The organism is Pseudomonas sp. ASL3, from assembly GCF_056680425.1.
Genome location: NZ_CM155281.1, coordinates 6,040,723 through 6,058,842 on the forward strand (window position 1 = coordinate 6,040,723; position 18,120 = coordinate 6,058,842).

Genomic DNA, 18,120 nt, shown 5'->3' on the forward strand with positions numbered 1-18,120 from the left:
TTGGATTAGTTGCGCGTCGGCAGATGAATTTCGGCGAGCATGCAGCGGGCACTGCCGCCACCAATGCTTTCGATATGGTCGATGTTCACCACCACCGGCTGGGTGTGTCGCTCGATGAGCTGTTGCTGGGTGGGTTCGAGCGATCGCCAGGCACTGCGGGACATCACCAGCAGCGCTTGCTCGTTCTTGTCATGCAGTTCAAGCATGTTGCCGGCGAAGGACTCCAGCTGATCCCAGTTCAGCGTGAGGATCTCTTTGCCGGTGTCATGCAGGGAGTTTTGCAGCGCCATGCGCTCATTGAGGTCGGGCAATGCTTGCAGGCAGACCACCGACAGCTTGCGGCCGACGCTCATCATCACGTTGCTGTGGTAAATCAGTGATTGATGGCGGTCTACGGCATGGAACAGGCATAGCTGATAACCCAGGCGATCGGCGAATTGATGCAGGGCGTCAGTGTGTGTCCGCCCGGAATGGCAGGCATAGCTGATGCGATGCTCGCGGTCGAGCACCATGCTGCCGGTGCCCTCAAGGAAGATGTTTTGCTGCTCCAGCGGGCTGAGGTCGATGGTTTCGCGGATGGCGTACTGCTGGTCGAGTGCTTTCAACACCCCTTTTTGCCGCTCCAGACGTCGATTCTGGCCTTCCATGGGATAGAGCACGAGACTGCCGTCGGCGTGGCTGCTCCACCAGTTATTCGGGAAGATCGAGTCCGGGGTGTGCGGGGCGGGCGTGTCCTGTACCACCAGCACTTCGACACCATGTTGACGCAAGGTCTCGACGTAACCGTCGAACTCTTCCAGCGCTTTATGCTGCGCCTGTTCAGGGTCGAGCGGTGCCCGCTGAAAGCGGTTGTTGATGGCGGTATCCGGATTGAAGGCGAACCGCGCCGGGCGGATCATCAAGACGCTATTGGTGGTTTGCATGGAGCACGCATCCAAGGGTTGGCTATGCGTACATCTTGTGCTCGACACCATTGTGATTCTTGCTGACCTGGCTGGGTTGCCCAGCGGGGATGGCCGAAAAAGGCGGTGTTACAGCCGATTCCGCTGAGTCGACCTTTTCGCGAATAAAATCGCTCCCACCGGTCATGTGGCGGTATCTGTGGAAGCGAATTTATTCGCGAAGAGGGCGACGCGGTTTCGAATCAGATTGCAGTCAGTTCAATCAAGCAGCACGAGCTGCTGACGGAGATTTCCAGCAGTTCGTCGTTACCGTCCAGTTGCAGGCAGTCATGCTTGCCGAGCACTTCGGTGATGGTGCCTGCACTGACGCTCAAGCCCTCAACCACACTGAAGGCCAGCACAGTGCCTGCCGAACTGAAAAGACGCTGCTTGCCGTCGATCCACTGCAAGCGAGCGGTGTAACGATCCGGGGCATAGATCAGGTTGAAGTCACGAATAGCCCCATCGAGCAGGGTGCAGGCGACCTGGCTTTCGCCGCTGAAGGCGAACGGGTCGAAGGGCAGCAACGGGCGCGTGGTCTGACCGTCGACTTGCAGGGTCATGCCCGCACCTTGCAGCACGGTGATGATCCGTTGATAGCCGGCGAAGCTGGAAAAGCCGCCCGACTCAGCGATGTCGGCAATCGACAGGCGCCAGCCGAAGCCGTCCAGGCCGACGCCTGCATCGCGGGTGATTTCCTCGGTGCTGCCGCCGCCATTTTTCCACGGCATGCGTGGGTAGTTGGCAGCGCGTAAAACAGTCAGTTGACTCATTTGCTGAAACGTCCTTCCAGTCGATGTCTGGAGCCTGGGTGAATAAGGCGCGCTGCGGTCACTGGCTGGCGCCCGGACCAGGTCCGACGACGAATCAGCAGGCAGGGCTCGCCGCGCTCGATTTGCAGCAGTTCGCATTCCAGCGCCTCGGCCAGAATCGCTTCGACTACGTGCTCGCCTTCGGTCAGCGGTGCGACTTGCGACAGGTAGGCGTAGGGCGTTTGCAGGGTGAAGTCCTGCTTGAGGTAGTCGGGCGCGACCAGGGCGTTGACGAAGCGGTCTTCGATTTGCACGGGAATATCATTTTCGAAATGCACGATCAACGAATGAAACACTCGCTGGCCTTCACGCATGTCCAGCGCCAGGGCGCGCTCGGAGCCTGCCGCTTCTTCGTTAAGGGTGATGACCTTGCAGGTGTGTACATGGCCGCGCGAGGCGATTTCATCGGCGATGTTGTGCACTTCGAACAACGCCGACTGGCTCTTGGGCTCGGCGACGAATGTACCCACGCCTTGCATGCGCACCAACAGGCCTTCGGCGGTCAGTTCGCGCAAGGCGCGGTTGATGGTCATGCGGCTGAAGCCCAACTGGGTGACCAGCTCGCTTTCCGACGGCACGCGATGATGCGGCGCCCAGGTGCCGTTCTGGATCTGCAGGGCGATCATTTGCTTCACGCGGGCGTACAGAGGCGCCGGACTGTCGCCCATCTGGGCAGCCAGCGAAGAGGTGGCAGGCGGAGTCGGCACAGTGAAATCCTTGTTCGGTAGGTGATGATTCGGGAGTGGTCGAAGGCGCGGATGCGCTCAAGCTAACCATTAACCCGACCGACGACAAGCTTGCCGCAGTTTACCGGGCAGGCAAACGTCTGTATATGTATATACAAATAAACACGATGGGGTGCAGAGCCATGTCCGCCTTTTTTGCCGAGCGCGCGTTATTGCCCAATGGCTGGGCCAACAATGTTCGTCTCGAAGTCAGCGCCGATGGCCTGCTGACCAGTGTTCAGGCCGATGCCGACGCGCAGGGTGCCGAACGTATCAAGGGTCCGTTGTTGCCGGGTATGCCGAATCTGCATTCCCATGCCTTTCAGCGCGCCATGGCCGGTCTGGCCGAGGTCGCGGGCAACCCCAACGACAGTTTCTGGACCTGGCGTGACCTGATGTACCGGCTGGTCGGGCAGATCAGCCCGGAGCAGCTCGGCGTCATCGCCCGCCAACTTTATATCGAAATGCTCAAAGGCGGTTTTACTTCCGTCGCCGAATTCCACTACGTGCACCAGGATACGGCCGGCAAGCCTTACGCCGACCCTGCGGAGCTGGCCTTGCAAATCAGCCAGGCTGCGAGTTCCGCAGGTATTGGTCTGACCCTGCTGCCAGTGCTGTATAGCCATTCCGGTTTCGGAGGCCAGGCACCGAACGAAGGCCAGCGGCGATTTATCCACAGCACCGACAGCTACCTGGATCTGCAAGCGCGCTTGCGCCCGATTCTGGCGCAGCAGCCGGCACAGGCGTTGGGTCTGTGTTTTCACTCGTTGCGCGCCGTCACCCCGCAGCAGATCAGCGACGTGCTGGCGGCCAGCGACAAACAGTGCCCGGTGCATATTCATATTGCCGAGCAGCAGAAGGAAGTCGATGACTGCCTGAGCTGGAGCGGGCGTCGTCCGCTGCAATGGCTGTATGAGAACACCACGGTGGACTCGCGCTGGTGTCTGGTTCACGCCACTCACGCCAACCCGGATGAAGTCGCGCTGATGGCCGAAAGCGGCGCGGTGGCGGGGTTGTGCCTGACCACCGAAGCGAATCTGGGCGACGGTATCTTCCCGGCGGTGGACTTCATCGCGCAGGGTGGGCGGTGGGGGATTGGCTCGGACAGCCATGTGTCACTGAGCGTGGTCGAGGAATTGCGCTGGCTGGAATATGGTCAGCGTCTGCGCGATCAACGACGTAACCGGCTGTATCGCAGTGATCAACCGATGGTCGGCCGGACCTTGTTCGATGCCGCCCTCAGTGGCGGTGCACAGGCCCTGGGGCAGTCGATTGGCTCGCTTCAGGTCGGACAGCGCGCGGACTGGCTGGTACTGGACGGCAATGATCCCTATCTGGCGACGGCCAGCGGCGACGCGATCCTCAACCGCTGGCTGTTCGCAGGCGGTGATCGGCAGATCCGTGATGTGTTGGTCAATGGTCGCTGGGTGGTGCGTGACGGTCATCATGCGGGCGAGGAAGAAAGCAGCAAGGCGTTTGCGCAGGTACTGCGCGAGTTGTTGGGCTGATCGTTGAGAGGGGACTGATTTATGTTCAGCGCTTCATCGAACATCAATCTGTCCCCGCCTTGTGATGCCGGGGACAGATTGGTTTTTCAAAAAGCGCGAAAAACAAATCAGTCCCCTGTTTATTGACTCACCGGCTTGGCAATCTTCGAATCATCCACGCGCCAGATCAGCTTGGTCGTGTCATAACCCTGCTGGCGTGCCTTGGCCAGCAATTCCTCTCGAGTCGCATCGGGCACTCGCGTAGTGCGCGACAGCAGCCACAGGTGTTTGCGATCAGGGTTACCGACCAGCGCGGTCTTATAGTCGCCGTCGATGTACAGCACCCAGTAATCGCCTTTGGCGACGCCCGGCAGCAACCGGGAGAGCCCGTTATCGAACGCCACCCACAGCTTGTCGGTTTTGCCCGCCACCTGTGGCGACGCTGTGCCTGTGGCTTTTTCCCACGTGCCCTCAAGTGTCCGACAACTGTTGGTCACGCCAACGTTGCCATCGTCTTTAAGGATGTAACGAGCTTCGGACTGCGCACAGTTGCGCTGAAAAAACATCGGCATCCGCGCCAGTTCGTACCAGGTCCCCTGATAGCGCTTGAGGTCGACATGCTCGGCCGTCTTAGGCTCGATCAATTCGCTCGAAGAGTTGGCGCACCCTGCCAGCAACAGACTCACCAGCACCCCTATCCATAACCGCATAACGCTCTCCCGGAGGCTTATTTCAGGCCCTGGCCCGAATACATCAGCACCTTGTCACCGGCGTACTGAACACTGATAAAGCTCTTCTGATCGCCCCAGGTGCAACTGGACATGCCTAGCGCGCCGGAACAATCGGTCGGGCTGCCAAGCAGGCGTTCGACTTCGGCCTTGGGCATCCCGGCTGACAGTTTCGAATAATTTTCCTGCGTGACCTTGCTGCAAGCGGCCAGCAGCACACAAAACGACAACAACGCGAGGGTACGCAACGACATTTATGAAGCTCCTGAACAATAGAGGGGCAGCGCAGTGCATAGGACGCTGGCGAACTGCCAACAGATTAGAAGAGAAATATGGGATCTGGTTCCGTAGGGAAAACAGTCTTCGCGTTAAAGTTCGTGCTGGAATTAAGATCAGTCCTGAAAGTCATCGTGAGCACATCCCTCAAGCAGGCTGTAGGTGATTGAAATATATGAAGTGAGTTTTCGGTAATCTGTAGGAGCTGACTTGTCTGCGAAGACCATACGGCGCGGTCCGTCAGGCATACCGCATCACGGCTTTCGCAGACAAGTCAGCTCCTACAGACCGAGTTTGCTGCGCGACAGCGCGGCGTCGAAGACGGGGTGGGATCTCCTATGAAAATGTCATCACCGGGAAGTCGTTGATCAGCAGGGCGACTCAGCGTCGTCATCTTGAGTTGGCACGCAGCAATAGCTCAAAACCGCGACCCAGGCTCTTTCAGAAACGTAAGCTCTTCAGCCGTGGAGGTGCGGCCAAGGATTTGATTGCGGTGGGGGAAGCGCGAGAAGCGGGCGATGACGCGTTGATGCCGTTTGGCGTAGTCGAGTTGGTCAGTGAAGATTTCGCGATCAGTGGCCGGTTGCAGATTGAGCAGCTCGGTAAGGCGGGCGACGGCCTGATTCTGCATCTCAAGGTCTTCGCTGTGTTCCAGTACCAGGTAGATGAATGCCCGCTGCATCGGCGGCAGATGCTGGTCGCGACCCAGTTTCAGGCCATGTTCGACCAATATTTGCGCGCGTTGATCACCGGCAAATGCCTTGGGTGTGGCGCGATAGATCATGCGCGGCAGTTGATCGAGCAGCAGCACCAGTGCCAGCCAGCCTTGTGGGTTTTCCGCCCATTCGGACAGTCCGCCAGCCAGTGCCTGCTCGACCTGGACAGCGAAACGCTCGCGCGCGTCGTTGTCCTGGCTTTTTTTCTTGCCGAACCACAACTTGCCCTTGGCCTTCGCCACTTCGGGAGCGCTTTGCGTAGAGAGTTGGGCGGCTGAACCGAACCACCACTCGAGCAACGGCTGCCAGGGCGCGTACATGGCTTACGCCTTGTGGTAAGCCGTGGCGCGTTCGACTTCTTCCTTGGAGCCCAGGAACACCGCGACACGCTGGTGCAGGCCTTCTGGCTGGATGTCGAGGATGCGCTGGTGACCGTCGGTGGACATGCCGCCCGCTTGTTCGACGATGAACGACATCGGGTTGGCTTCGTACATCAGACGCAGTTTGCCCGGCTTGGTTGTGTCACGGCTGTCACGTGGGTACATGAACATGCCGCCACGGGTCAGGATGCGATGCACATCGGCAACCATGGCTGCAATCCAGCGCATGTTGTAGTTCTTTTTCAGTGGGCCGTCTTCGCCAGCCAGCAGCTCTTCGACGTAACGTTTGACCGGGGCTTCCCAGTGACGCTGGTTGGACATGTTGATCGCGAATTCCTGAGTGGTCTCAGGGATCTGCATGTTTTCATGGGTCAGCACGAAGCTGCCCAGTTCGCGATCGAGGGTGAAGCCTTTGACACCGTCGCCCAAGGTCAGCACCAGCATGGTTTGCGGGCCATAGATCGCGTAACCGGCAGCGACCTGCTTGGTGCCTGGTTGCAGGAAAGCCTGTTCACTCAGGGCGTCGTTCTGGCTCAGGTGAGCATCCGGGCAACGCAGTACCGAGAAGATGGTGCCGACCGACACGTTGACGTCGATGTTCGACGAACCGTCCAGTGGGTCGAATACCAGCAGGTAGGCGCCTTTCGGGTATTTGCCGGGGATCTGGTAGGCATTGTCCATTTCTTCGGACGCCATGCCGGCCAGGTGACCGCCCCATTCGTTGGCTTCGAGCAGGATTTCGTTGGAAATCACGTCGAGCTTTTTCTGCACTTCGCCCTGTACGTTTTCGGTGCCCATGCTGCCAAGCACTCCGCCCAACGCGCCTTTGGAGACGGCGTGGCTGATTTCCTTGCACGCGCGCGCCACCACTTCGATAAGGAAGCGCAGATCGGCAGGAGTATTGTTGCTGCGGGTCTGCTCAATCAAATAACGACTCAGGGTAACGCGGGACATGGAGAGCTCCGAAGGTGGGGGATAAAAACCCGTGCAGTTTAACGCGAGTGGACACGTAATGCTCCAGTCAGACTGAGTTCTGACTCATAGAGTTCATATGCCGGTTGAGAGTAGCCTCAAAAACGGTGAAAAGCGGGTGAACCTGTTCAAGATTTTGTCGGTGGCGTGCGCAACAGGGTCAAGGCCATCCAGCCAAGGAAAACGACGCCCAGCAGCAACACCGCCCATAAGCCGATACGCTTCCAGTCCGGGCCTGTCATGGTCAGCGGCAAGGGGCTGGCGATGACGACGGGTGTGGCCGCCAGCTGCGCAGTACCCAATGACGCCGGTGTGTGCGGGTTGTAATCGGGGATCAGCATCGACAACGGTAAATTCGCCGCCTTCACCGTCGTGCTGCCAATGGCGAGGGTATAGGGCCCTGCACCTTTAGCGAGAAATACTAATTGCGTGGCACGGACCGCGACGCGCAGTTGCGGGGCCGTCGCGCCCAGGCCTCCGCCGCGCTCATCGACGTCGAGCTTCAGTTGCCGCACGGCATGGCCGGGCAGTTGCAACTCATCCTGCAGTACGTCTTGACCGTTCTGCGTCAGCCGATACAGCAGGCCGCCGCCCATGGTTTGCCAAGGGCCGCTGGCATCGCGACGACCCGACAACGTGACCGGTGCCAGGCTGTTGGGCTGGCTGATATCGACTTTTATCCGCTCCACGGCCAGATCGTTTGGCAGCTGCCAGCTGTATTCGCCGGGCTTGGACGTGCTGCCGACCAGTGGTTGCGACCAGACCAGTGGCAGCGGCAGGCTGTCAGGGCTGGCGCTGATCAACTGCGCCGAGGTCAGCGTGGGGGCGGAGTGCGGCGTGTCCCAGAGCAGGCGCAGGTAGCGCGCGGTCTGGCCGGGCAGGGCAACTTCACGTTGTTCGACCAACTCATCGGCGAATGAAAGCCGGGCGACCTGACCCTCGCCCCAGGATTGCCAGTGCTGCAAATCGTTGCTGGCTTCAATGCTGAACCGCTGGAAACCTTCGCGTTCGCTATTCCAGTCAAGGATCAATTGTTCAAGGGGGGCCTTGATCGCGCTGGTGTCGAGCAGCCAACCACGCAGCACTTCTTCTCCGGCTTCGATCTCGCCTTGGGGCTGCACTTCGACCAAGGTGCCGCTGGCGGTGCGTTCGACCCGAACGGTGGGCACCGCATCGCTGGCGTCGGCGGTGTTGTAGAGGGCAAACCACTTCACCGGGGTCGGCGTCTGGTTTTCCCGGCGCTGAACCTCACCCTGGGTCAAGGCATAAGCCTGCGCCTGACCTTCTGCGTTGAACACGCGCAGATCGCCCAGATCGGCCTGGCGTGCGCCCAGTTGCACGGCCAGCGGCAGGTCGATGCGATACCACGGGCCTTCGCCGCTCAAGGTCAATGGCACCTGGGTGGCGAAGTCAGTCGGTTTGTCCTGCGCATTCGCGGACGCTGCGGTGAGGAGGGCTGCGCATAGCGCTGTACGTAGCACCGCGCCGAATACGGCGCTGGTGAAGGTCAACTGACGACTCAAGAACGCGTTCCTCATGAGATGATCGGGGCCGGGTCGGGCGTGGTGGGTTTCGCTGGCAGGGGCGCTGGTACCGGCGGCGGTGAAGGCTTGGGCGGCAAGGGCGAGAAATACCCCACTATCAATAGCAGCACACCTACCCCGATGAACGACACGATACGCTCCAGTCCGCCACGGTCACTCAGTTCGACGAAGAACAGCTTGGCGACGACAACCCCGATCAGCGCGGCACCGACGACCCAGACGTCGCGTCGGCCACGCAAGTGTCCGCCGACCATCAGTGCCAGTGCCATCAGGGTCCAGACGATGGACAGACCGGCTTGCACCCGCATCGACTCCAGTAAGTCATCCAGTTGATACGGCACACCACTCCAATGGTGGGCGGTGCGCATGACCATCGCGGTAAACAGGGCAAACAAGCACACCCCGGCCACCCGTTGCGCACTCCGTTGTGCGGTGTCATGGGTGATGCCGAGCTGTGACAGCCGGCTGCGTGCCCAGACGAACACCCCGGTCAGCGCGAACAACAGGCCCAACTCCAGCGGGTTGAGCAGCGGCAGGTAGGCCAAAGGTTCGGCGGCGCCATCGCTGGCGATGTTCGCCAGCCAGAACCAGACCAGCATCAATAGTGCCAGAGGCGCAGCCGCCCAGACCCGGTACTCCCGTGGATAGGCCTCGACTGGCCAAGGCAAGGGGCGGGGCGCGGCCATCAACAGCAAATAAGCACTAGGCAGCAACGCCCAGCCCAGCCAGCGCCACGCGTTGTAGTGCTCGGACAGCTGCATCAAGCCGAAACGCAACTCCAGCGCCAACGCGCTAATGATCAGCCAGCAGCCCACCACGTGCGCCGCGCCGGCAGCCCAGGACGGCAGTGTGCCCTCCAAACGCCGCAGCGACAGCAGATGCACCACGAAAACCGCGCCCCACGCCAGCCAGCCCCAATGGGCCGCCGGGTGATAGTCCGCGTTCAGCGCTGCCAGCAACAGCACGGCGCAGGCGGGGGTCAGCAGTGTGCAAAGCACCGCCAGCGCCGACCAGCGCAGGCGCAGCGCCACCACGGTCCACAGCGCGACGCTGGCTGCGGTGAGCAACAGCAGCGACGGTATCTGCACATCGACAGCTACAAAACGCAGTACGCCACTGACCAGCGCCACGGCCCACCAAGCGCCGCCCCACGCCAGCAGCAGTGCACCCAGGCGTTGTGTGTTCAAGGTATTCAAGGGTGTCAGGCGTTGTTGCAGCCATGCACTCACCATGGCGGCCAGCGCGACGATCATCGGCGTCCAGAAGTCGCCGTGGGTCAGCAAATAGTCGGTTCTATAAATGGAGCCCTGTAGATCGCCGAATAACGCCAGGCCAGCGCCCATCTGCAACAGCAGCCCGAATCCGCGCGCCAGCGGTCGCTGTTGACGCAAGCCAAGCCAGAACACCGCCGCGCCTTCAACAGCCCAGGCGGCCGAGGTCCAGCGGGCATCCAGCCCCAGCGGGATCGCCAACGAAGCAAACACCACACCCAAAGCCAGACAGGTTTCCACCAACAGCAAGGCACGTCCCGGTGCGCGCCCGGCCAGCAGACGCGCGAGGCCCATATAGAGCAGCCCCAATGCCAGCGCGCTGTAGGCGGCGCCGAACTCCATAGGCTGGACAAGCACGAATTGCAGGCCGAAACCGACAATCGGCGGGCCGAACAGGGTGCTGCCGTCGACGTAGTCACCCTGACGGGCCGACCAGCGCAACAGGGCTTCGCGACTGCCGTCTTCGGGGGCTGTGCTCAGTTCTTGCAGTTTGCGTCGGGCGAACAGCAAGCCAATCGCGAGGTACATCAGGAAGTACAGAATCAGAAATGGCTCGGTGCTCCAGAACAACGCGGGTATGTACGCCTGTAAGCCCCAGGCGAAACCGATACCGAAGGTGCCGACAAAGCCGATCAGGTTCAGCAGGCGCCAGGCCTTGAACCAAGCGATGGCGAAAATACCGGCATTGAGCAATGCGAAATAACTGAACAGCGCGACATGGCTGCCGGTGCCGGATGAGGTCAGCAGTGGTGCGGCAAATCCGCCGAGTGCCGCTGCCGCCGCCAGGCCCAGCGCGTCTTGGGTGATTGCGAGGATTGCCGCGAACACTGTCACGGCCAACAGCAGACCGAACGCCACGTTAGGATCGATCAACGTATGCAGGCGCATGGCGGCAAATATCGTCAGGTACAGCACGCCGACTCCGGCGCCTTGCAGGATCAGCGCGTAATGGCTGTTACGTCGTCGCAGCCACCAGCCCAGCGCTAGCAGGCCCAGTGCGCTGGCGGCGACGGCGGCATAACGGGCTTCCAGCGAAATGACCACGCCTTCGGTGGCATAGCGCAACAGAAAGGCCAACCCGAGAAACAGCAGCATCACGCCAACCCGCAGCACGGTATTGCCGCCCAGCAGCCAGTTGCGCGCGCCAGTCAGTGCGCGCTCGATAACGTTCGGGCCGCGTGGCACAGGTGCGTTAACGGTGGTTGGCGCAGTGACGGCGTGGGGCGCGGCAAGCTCGATCAGTTGGTCTTCGCCGGGTAACTCCCAGGCCAGCTCGGGGGCTGTTTCGAGAGCGGACGGCGCACTGGCAGAGGCTTGAGCGGCAGGTGGCGGGACGGAGTTGACGCTACCGGGAGTGGATTCGAGCAAGGTCAGGCGTTGTTGAACGGCCTCCAGCAAATGCTGGGTGCGTTCGAGATGGCGGCGCTGTTCGGCGAACTGGTGGTTGAGAGCGGCCATGCGAATGGCCTGCCCAAGCCCAAGGCCTGCGAGTGCGCCGACGGCGGCGCCAAGCAAAGACTCGTCCAGATAGCCACCCAGTACGAGCCCAACCAGCAGGAAAATCCATTGCACGCGTTGACATCCCTTTGCGGCTTACAAAAAAATCACGTCAGCCTGACGGTATCGTCAGCGCTGCCGTGCAGTATATCGGCCCGCTCCGTCGGGGATATAATTTGTAAAGACTCGTCATGGGCTCCCTGCTTGATTTGGCAGTCACCTTAGTTAGCCCGTATGACGAAGTTGTGTCGCATCGGTTACTGAACCAACGTCAAACCTGGGTTACAACGGTGTGCCCAGCAGCACGCAGGACGGCGCGAATTGCACCTGTACTGAGGTTCCCGTTTTCAGTTGCAACGCCAGAAGCTGCGCGGGCTCTGCCAGAGAACAAAGGGTTTGTCCGCTGGGCAGGGCGATGCGTACTTCGCTGGGGCCGTCTTCTGCGTCGAGAATGTCCTCGATCAGCCCGCTCAGACAATTGTGCCCGGATGTTATGGGTTGTCCGTCTCCGAGCAACTCCAGCCAGCCGGCCTTGATCAAGGCCACCACATCGGTACCGATTGCCAGCTCCAGTCTGAGACTGCTGCCATGGGTGATCTGCGCGTTAATGAACAAGCCCCCAGCCAATTGCAGGCGAATGAGATCGTTGTGCCCTTGGCGGGTGATCGCTTCGACACAGCCATGCAACTGATTGCGGGCGCTGGTGCGCAGCATCAAACGGCTGAGCAGGTCCAGGTCAGCGGTTTCTTCGGCCGCTTCGAGGACTTGCGCCTGTAATGCCTGCAAGCGCTGATAAAGACGCAGAACACGCTGGCCTTCCGCCGACAATCGCGCGCCACCACCGCCACGCCCACCGACGCTGCGCTCGACCAAAGGTTTTTGCGCCAGGTTGTTCAACTCGTCGATGGCATCCCAGGCGGCTTTGTAGCTCAGGCCAGCGCTTTTCGCGGCGCGGGTGATCGAGCCTTGCTCGGCAATGTGCTGGAGCAGAGCAATCCGCTGCGGTCGGCGGACCATGTGTTGGGTCAGAAGGAGGGGGAGGGACATGGCTCTGGACTTTATTGTGAGGCTTGAAGTGTAAGGCAATTCGCGGCGCATACCTCATGTAGGAGATTCCGCCCCGTCTACACCGCCGCGCTGTCGCGCAGCAAATTCGGTCCCTGTAGGAGCTGCCGAAGGCTGCGATAAGGGCCGAAGGACCTTCCTGCAATATCGTGTCCAGCCATTTGCGACTGCTTCGCAGCCGATCGCAGCCTTCGGCAGCTCCTACATGTGATCGGGGTTGTCAGTCTTCAGGCTTGGGCGTTCGCGCCAAACAATAAATATCGACCCGGCGCGCCCCCGCATCCATCAACAGTCGAGCAAGCGCATTGGCGGTGGCGCCTGTAGTGAGCACGTCATCAATGATCGCCAAATGTCGCCCGCGAACCTGAGCCCCATCGGCCAGCGCAAACGCCTTGCGCAGGTTACGTTGGCGGGCCTTGGCGTCCAGCCCTTGCTGGGCCGGGGTTTCCAGTACCCGAAGCAACAGCTGCTCATCCGTCGGAATATCCAGTTGAGCGCTGAGCCAGCGCGTCAGCATCTCGGCCTGATTGTAGCCGCGCTGGCGCAAGCGTTTGCTGGCGAGGGGCACCGGCAACAGGCAATCCGGGCGCGGCAGGCCATCGTCGAAGCGATGTTGCAGCGATTGCCCGAGCAATTCGGCGAGCAGGCGGCCCATGGGCCATTTGCCCTGATGCTTGAAGCGGGTGACCAGACTGTCGATGGGGAAGTCGTAACGCCAGGGCACTACCACTTCGCTGAAGCCTGGTGGCTGTCTCAGGCATTGGCCGCAGGTCAGGCCGGCCATCGGCATAGGCAGGGCGCAACGCTCACATTGATCGCCGAGCCAGGGCAAGTCGGTTTCACAGCCGGTGCAGATGGGAAAGGTCGCATCGATGCTTTCGTCGCATAACAAGCAGGATTGTTTATTTTTTAACCAGATGTAAACCTGATGCGTGCTCTGTGGTTGACAGCGCATGGCTCTTCCTTAAATATGCCGAACATCCGTGTAGTGCCTGTGGACTTTATAGGTTGACCCGTCCCGCAGGCGCGAACCCAGAACAAACAAGGAGCCGCCCAATGAGCGCCAGCATCACCGCCAATCTGCGTCACGACTGGACTTTATCCGAGGTCAAAGCGCTGTTCGTACAGCCTTTCAATGACCTGTTGTTTCAGGCGCAGACGGTGCACCGCGCTCATTTCGACGCCAACCGCGTGCAAGTTTCGACCCTGCTCTCGATCAAAACCGGCGCCTGCCCGGAAGACTGTAAATACTGTCCGCAGTCCGGCCACTACAACACCGGGCTGGAAAAAGAAAAGCTGATGGAAGTGCAGAAAGTCCTGGAAGAGGCCGCTCGCGCCAAAGCCATTGGCTCGACGCGCTTTTGCATGGGCGCCGCCTGGAAGCACCCCTCGGCCAAAGACATGCCGTACGTGCTGGAGATGGTCAAAGGCGTGAAAGCCATGGGCCTGGAAACCTGCATGACCCTCGGTCGTCTCGATCAGGATCAAACCGCAGCCCTGGCGGATGCAGGTCTGGATTACTACAACCACAACCTGGACACCTCGCCGGAGTTCTACGGCAGCATCATCACCACCCGCACGTACGGCGAGCGTCTGCAGACGCTGGCCTACGTCCGTGAGTCGGGGATGAAAATCTGCTCCGGTGGCATTCTCGGCATGGGCGAGACTCTGGACGACCGCGCCGGGCTGCTGATTCAGCTGGCGAACCTGCCTGAGCATCCAGAGTCAGTGCCGATCAACATGCTGGTCAAAGTGGCTGGCACGCCGCTGGAAAACGCCGAGGATATCGACCCGTTCGATTTCATCCGCATGTTGGCTGTAGCGCGCATCCTCATGCCGCAATCCCACGTGCGCCTGTCCGCTGGCCGTGAAGCGATGAACGAGCAGATGCAGGCCCTGGCCTTCTTCGCGGGAGCCAACTCGATTTTCTACGGCGACAAACTGCTGACCACCTCCAATCCGCAGGCGGACAAGGACATGCAGCTGTTCTCGCGTCTGGGCATCCTCCCGGAAGCACGCGAAGAACACGCTGATGAAGTGCATCAGGCGGCCATCGAGCAAGCGCTGGTCGAGCAGAAGAGCAGCGAGCTGTTCTACGACGCGACAGTCTGATTCAGCCGTGTAGGAGCGCGCTTGCCCGCGATGGCGTCAGGCCTGTCGCCATTGATGTCGTTTGACACAACCCATCGCGGGCAAGCGCGCTCCTACAGAAAACCTATCCATTCAGCCACGAGGCCTGCATGTCTTTCGATCTCCGCACGCGTCTGGCTGCTCGTCGCGCTGAACAGCTGTACCGCCATCGTCCCTTGCTGCAAAGCCCGCAGGGCCCTGAAGTGGTGGTCGACGGTCAGCCCTTGTTGGCCTTTTGCAGCAACGACTACCTGGGGCTGGCCAATCACCCTGAGGTGATCGCCGCCTGGCAAGCGGGTGCTGAGCGCTGGGGTGTGGGGGGTGGTGCTTCGCATCTGGTGATTGGCCACAGCAGCCCGCATCACGAACTTGAAGAAGCCCTCGCCGACCTGACCGGGCGCCCGCGCGCCTTGCTGTTTTCCAATGGCTATATGGCCAATCTGGGTGCCGTCACCGCCTTGGTCGGGCAGGGCGATACCGTGCTGGAAGACCGCCTCAATCACGCCTCCTTGCTCGATGCCGGTTTGCTCAGCGGTGCACGGTTTTCCCGTTACCTGCACAACGATGCAACCAGCCTCGCCACGCGCCTGGAGAAAGCCAGCGGCAATACGCTGGTGGTCACCGATGGCGTGTTCAGCATGGACGGCGATCTGGCCGACCTGCCGGCCTTGGCCCAAGCCGCCAAGGCCAAAGGCGCCTGGTTGATGGTTGACGACGCCCATGGTTTTGGCCCGCTGGGCGCCACGGGGGCGGGTATCGTCGAGCATTTCGGTTTGAGCCAGGAGGATGTGCCGGTGTTGGTCGGTACCCTTGGCAAAGCGTTTGGCACGGCCGGGGCGTTTGTCGCGGGCAGTGACGATTTGATCGAAACCCTGATCCAGTTCGCTCGGCCCTACATTTACACCACCAGCCAACCGCCTGCGCTGGCCTGCGCCACGCTGAAAAGTCTTGAGTTGCTACGCACCGAACATTGGCGCCGCGAGCATCTGGCGCGCTTGATTCAGCAGTTCCGCAGCGGTGCCGAGCAGATTGGCCTGCAACTAATGGATAGCTTCACCCCGATCCAGCCAATCCTGATCGGTGACAGTGGTCGTGCTTTACGCCTGTCGCAGATGCTGCGTGAGCGCGGCCTGCTGGTGACCGCGATTCGCCCACCCACCGTGCCTGCCGGCAGCGCGCGTTTGCGCGTCACCTTGTCGGCGGCGCACAGCGAAGCCCAAGTGCAGCTATTGTTGAATGCATTGGCGCAGTGTTACCCGCTGCTAGGCACAAGCGAATCGGTGGAAGCAGGCCATGCGTGATCGTCTGATATTGCTGCCCGGCTGGGGTCTTGGAATCTCGCCGTTGGAGCCTTTGGCCGCTGCACTGCGCGGTCTGGACGAGCACTTGCGGGTTGAAATTGAGCCTTTGCCCGAATTCGATGTATCTGCTTTCGGAAACATCGAGCTGAGCGAGTTGCTCGATGAGCTGGACGCCACCTTGCCGGATAACGCCTGGCTCGGCGGTTGGTCCCTCGGCGGCATGCTGGCAGCGGAACTGGCCGCGCATCGCGCTGACCGTTGCTGTGGTTTGGTGACATTGGCCAGCAACACCTGTTTTGTCTCTCATGGCGACTGGCCCAGTGCGATGTCGCCGCAAGCCTTCGATGCTTTCCTGGCGGGTTGCAACGTCGACCCTCAAGGCACGCTCAAGCGCTTCAGCCTGTTGTGCGTGCAAGGCGCCGAAGACCCTCGCGGTCTGGCGCGTTTGCTGAGTGCCGGTGCGCCCCATAGCTCGCACGATGTGCTGCTCAACGGCTTGAAACTGCTGGCGCAACTCGATACTCGTGGCGCTCTGCAAGCCTATCGCGGACCGCAGTTGCACCTGTTCGCTGGCCTCGATGCACTGGTTCCGCCTGAAGCATCGACCGATTTGTTGACGCTACTACCCGATATCGAAGTTGGTCTGATTGAACAGGCCAGTCACGCGTTCATACTGGAAAATCCCCATGGAGTGGCGGCGGCGATCCAGGCCTTTTTGCATGAGTCTGGCGATGACTGAATTCTCTCATTTCACACAACCGCCTCTCAAACAGCCGTACTCCACACTGCCGGGCGCCTTGCCCGACAAGCGTCAGGTGGCTGCTTCCTTTTCCCGCGCGGCGGCCAGTTACGACAGCGTCGCCGAATTGCAGCGTGCGGTGGGCAGCGAGTTGCTCGCGCGTCTGCCGGCGCAGTTGAGCCCATCGCGCTGGCTGGATCTGGGCAGCGGCACCGGCTATTTCAGCCGTGTCCTGGCTGAAAACTTCGCCCAGAGCGAAGGCGTCGCGCTGGATATCGCCGAAGGCATGTTGCGCCATGCGCGTCCATTGGGCGGAGCGCAGCACTTTATCGCTGGCGATGCTGAGCGCCTGCCGGTGGCGGATCAAAGCTGCGGCCTGATTTTTTCTAGCCTGGCGGTGCAATGGTGTGCGGACTTCACCGCTGTGCTCAGCGAAGCGCGTCGCGTGCTGCAGCCGGGTGGCGTGCTGGCGTTTACCAGTTTGTGCGTCGGCACCCTGCATGAGCTGCGCGAAAGTTGGCAGGCAGTGGATGGGTTGGTGCACGTCAATCGCTTCCGCCAATTCGCCGACTATCAACAACTGTGCGCCGTCAGTGGCTTGCGCATACGCAGTCTCGACGTGCAGCCCCATGTGCTGCATTACCCCGATGTGCGCGGTTTGACTCATGAACTGAAAGCCCTCGGTGCGCACAATCTCAATCCCGGCAGACCTGGCGGTTTGACCGGGCGTGCGCGCATATTGGGGCTGGTCGAGGCATACGAGCGGTTTCGCCAGAGCGAAGGGCTGCCGGCCACTTATCAAGTGGTCTACGCGGTGTTGGAAAAACCTTGAACAGCAGGCACTGAGATGAGTAGTTCCTATTTCATTGCGGGCACTGACACGGACGTCGGCAAAACCACCATCGCCACCGGGCTGCTCTACGCCGCACGACAGGCAGGTTTGAGTACGGCGGCGGGCAAACCGGTGGCCTCGGGTTGTATCGTCGGGCCCGAGGGGCTGCGCAACGCCGACGCGCTGGCGCTAATGGCCGAGTGTTCGGTGGTGCTGACCTACGAAGAAATCAACCCGTTTGCATTCGAACCGGCCATCGCCCCGCATTTGGCGGCGCGTGAAGCGGGTGTGACCTTGACTGTGCAATCGCTGCTCGAGCCGATGCGCAACGTGCTGAACAAAGGCGCGGATTTCACCCTGATCGAGGGCGCGGGTGGCTGGCGAGTGCCGCTGGCGGACCAGGCCAATCTGTCCGATCTGGCGGCAGCTTTGCAGTTGCCGGTGATTCTGGTGGTCGGCGTGCGTCTGGGTTGCATCAATCATGCGCTGCTGACCGCCGAAGCCATCGCTCGGGACGGCCTGCAACTGGCAGGCTGGGTGGCCAACGTCATCGATGGCAAGACGTCGCGCCTGGAAGAGAATCTCGCCACCCTCGCCGAGCGCTTGCCGGCGCCTTGCCTGGGGCGCGTGCCGCGGCTGAAAAAGCCGACGGCTGAAGCGGTGGCGGAGTTTATTCATCTGGAGTTGCTGGATTAGGCCGTCAG

At 60.9% G+C, this 18,120-nt stretch carries 17 protein-coding genes; 6 read left to right on the forward strand and 11 right to left on the reverse strand.

Features of this window, described 5'->3' with window-relative positions:
• Positions 1-5: 5 nt before the first annotated feature.
• The 3 genes from ctlX to hutC all read right to left on the reverse strand — a co-directional run bounded on the left by ctlX (position 6) and on the right by hutC (position 2,421).
• Positions 6-923: a citrulline utilization hydrolase CtlX gene (gene ctlX / locus AC1MEE_RS27670; protein ID WP_480412656.1), complete on the reverse strand. Its 918-nt coding sequence runs from the start codon at positions 921-923 to the stop codon at positions 6-8.
• Positions 924-1,144: 221 nt separating this feature from the next.
• The gene (locus AC1MEE_RS27675) at positions 1,145-1,714 is read right to left on the reverse strand and encodes a HutD/Ves family protein (RefSeq protein ID WP_480412657.1); all 570 of its coding nucleotides are present in this window, start codon (positions 1,712-1,714) and stop codon (positions 1,145-1,147) included.
• Complete coding sequence (gene hutC / locus AC1MEE_RS27680) at positions 1,711-2,421, reverse strand: histidine utilization repressor (RefSeq protein ID WP_480416360.1); 711 nt, start codon at positions 2,419-2,421, stop codon at positions 1,711-1,713. The genes AC1MEE_RS27675 and hutC overlap by 4 nt, the downstream gene beginning before the upstream one ends.
• 200 nt (positions 2,422-2,621) lie before the next feature.
• Between hutC and AC1MEE_RS27685 the strand changes: the two genes are divergently transcribed.
• Positions 2,622-3,986, forward strand: a complete 1,365-nt coding sequence (locus tag AC1MEE_RS27685; protein ID WP_480412658.1) for a formimidoylglutamate deiminase — start codon at positions 2,622-2,624, stop codon at positions 3,984-3,986.
• A 119-nt stretch (positions 3,987-4,105) separates the two neighbouring features.
• On the opposite strand, the gene AC1MEE_RS27690 is transcribed toward AC1MEE_RS27685, so the two are convergent.
• The 8 genes from AC1MEE_RS27690 to AC1MEE_RS27725 form a co-directional block, all read right to left on the reverse strand.
• Positions 4,106-4,675, reverse strand: a complete 570-nt coding sequence (locus AC1MEE_RS27690) for a lipocalin family protein (protein ID WP_480412659.1) — start codon at positions 4,673-4,675, stop codon at positions 4,106-4,108.
• A gap of 17 nt (positions 4,676-4,692) precedes the next feature.
• Entirely contained in the window at positions 4,693-4,947 is a 255-nt protein-coding gene (locus tag AC1MEE_RS27695) for a hypothetical protein (RefSeq protein WP_480412660.1), read from the reverse strand.
• Between the two features lie 440 nt (positions 4,948-5,387).
• A complete protein-coding gene (locus tag AC1MEE_RS27700) occupies positions 5,388-6,005 on the reverse strand; it encodes a DUF924 family protein (protein WP_480412661.1) in 618 nt (205 codons plus the stop codon).
• A gap of 3 nt (positions 6,006-6,008) precedes the next feature.
• Complete coding sequence (locus tag AC1MEE_RS27705) at positions 6,009-7,019, reverse strand: class 1 fructose-bisphosphatase (RefSeq protein ID WP_480412662.1); 1,011 nt, start codon at positions 7,017-7,019, stop codon at positions 6,009-6,011.
• A 146-nt stretch (positions 7,020-7,165) separates the two neighbouring features.
• Positions 7,166-8,575 (reverse strand): DUF3999 domain-containing protein, encoded by a 1,410-nt coding sequence (locus tag AC1MEE_RS27710; RefSeq protein WP_480412663.1) that lies wholly within the window; start codon positions 8,573-8,575, stop codon positions 7,166-7,168.
• Entirely contained in the window at positions 8,572-11,424 is a 2,853-nt protein-coding gene (locus tag AC1MEE_RS27715) for a DUF2339 domain-containing protein (protein WP_480412664.1), read from the reverse strand. The genes AC1MEE_RS27710 and AC1MEE_RS27715 overlap by 4 nt, the downstream gene beginning before the upstream one ends.
• Before the next feature lie 207 nt (positions 11,425-11,631).
• The gene (locus AC1MEE_RS27720; RefSeq protein ID WP_480412665.1) at positions 11,632-12,396 is read right to left on the reverse strand and encodes a TOBE domain-containing protein; all 765 of its coding nucleotides are present in this window, start codon (positions 12,394-12,396) and stop codon (positions 11,632-11,634) included.
• Positions 12,397-12,634: 238 nt separating this feature from the next.
• Positions 12,635-13,369, reverse strand: coding sequence for a double zinc ribbon domain-containing protein (locus AC1MEE_RS27725; RefSeq protein ID WP_480412666.1), 735 nt, complete (start codon positions 13,367-13,369; stop codon positions 12,635-12,637).
• A gap of 101 nt (positions 13,370-13,470) precedes the next feature.
• On the opposite strand from AC1MEE_RS27725, the gene bioB reads away from it, so the two are divergent.
• The 5 genes from bioB (at position 13,471) to bioD (ending at position 18,112) form a co-directional block, all read left to right on the forward strand.
• Positions 13,471-14,526 carry a biotin synthase BioB gene (bioB, locus tag AC1MEE_RS27730; RefSeq protein ID WP_480412667.1) on the forward strand — a complete coding sequence of 352 codons (1,056 nt, stop codon included), beginning with the start codon at positions 13,471-13,473 and terminating at the stop codon, positions 14,524-14,526.
• Positions 14,527-14,654: 128 nt separating this feature from the next.
• Positions 14,655-15,845 (forward strand): 8-amino-7-oxononanoate synthase, encoded by a 1,191-nt coding sequence (bioF, locus tag AC1MEE_RS27735; protein ID WP_480412668.1) that lies wholly within the window; start codon positions 14,655-14,657, stop codon positions 15,843-15,845.
• Positions 15,838-16,584 (forward strand): alpha/beta fold hydrolase, encoded by a 747-nt coding sequence (locus AC1MEE_RS27740; RefSeq protein ID WP_480412669.1) that lies wholly within the window; start codon positions 15,838-15,840, stop codon positions 16,582-16,584. Before bioF ends, AC1MEE_RS27740 begins: the two co-directional genes overlap by 8 nt.
• Complete coding sequence (gene bioC, locus AC1MEE_RS27745; protein ID WP_480412670.1) at positions 16,577-17,416, forward strand: malonyl-ACP O-methyltransferase BioC; 840 nt, start codon at positions 16,577-16,579, stop codon at positions 17,414-17,416. Before AC1MEE_RS27740 ends, bioC begins: the two co-directional genes overlap by 8 nt.
• 15 nt (positions 17,417-17,431) lie before the next feature.
• A complete protein-coding gene (gene bioD / locus AC1MEE_RS27750) occupies positions 17,432-18,112 on the forward strand; it encodes a dethiobiotin synthase (RefSeq protein ID WP_480412671.1) in 681 nt (226 codons plus the stop codon).
• The last annotated feature ends 8 nt before the right edge of the window (positions 18,113-18,120 follow it).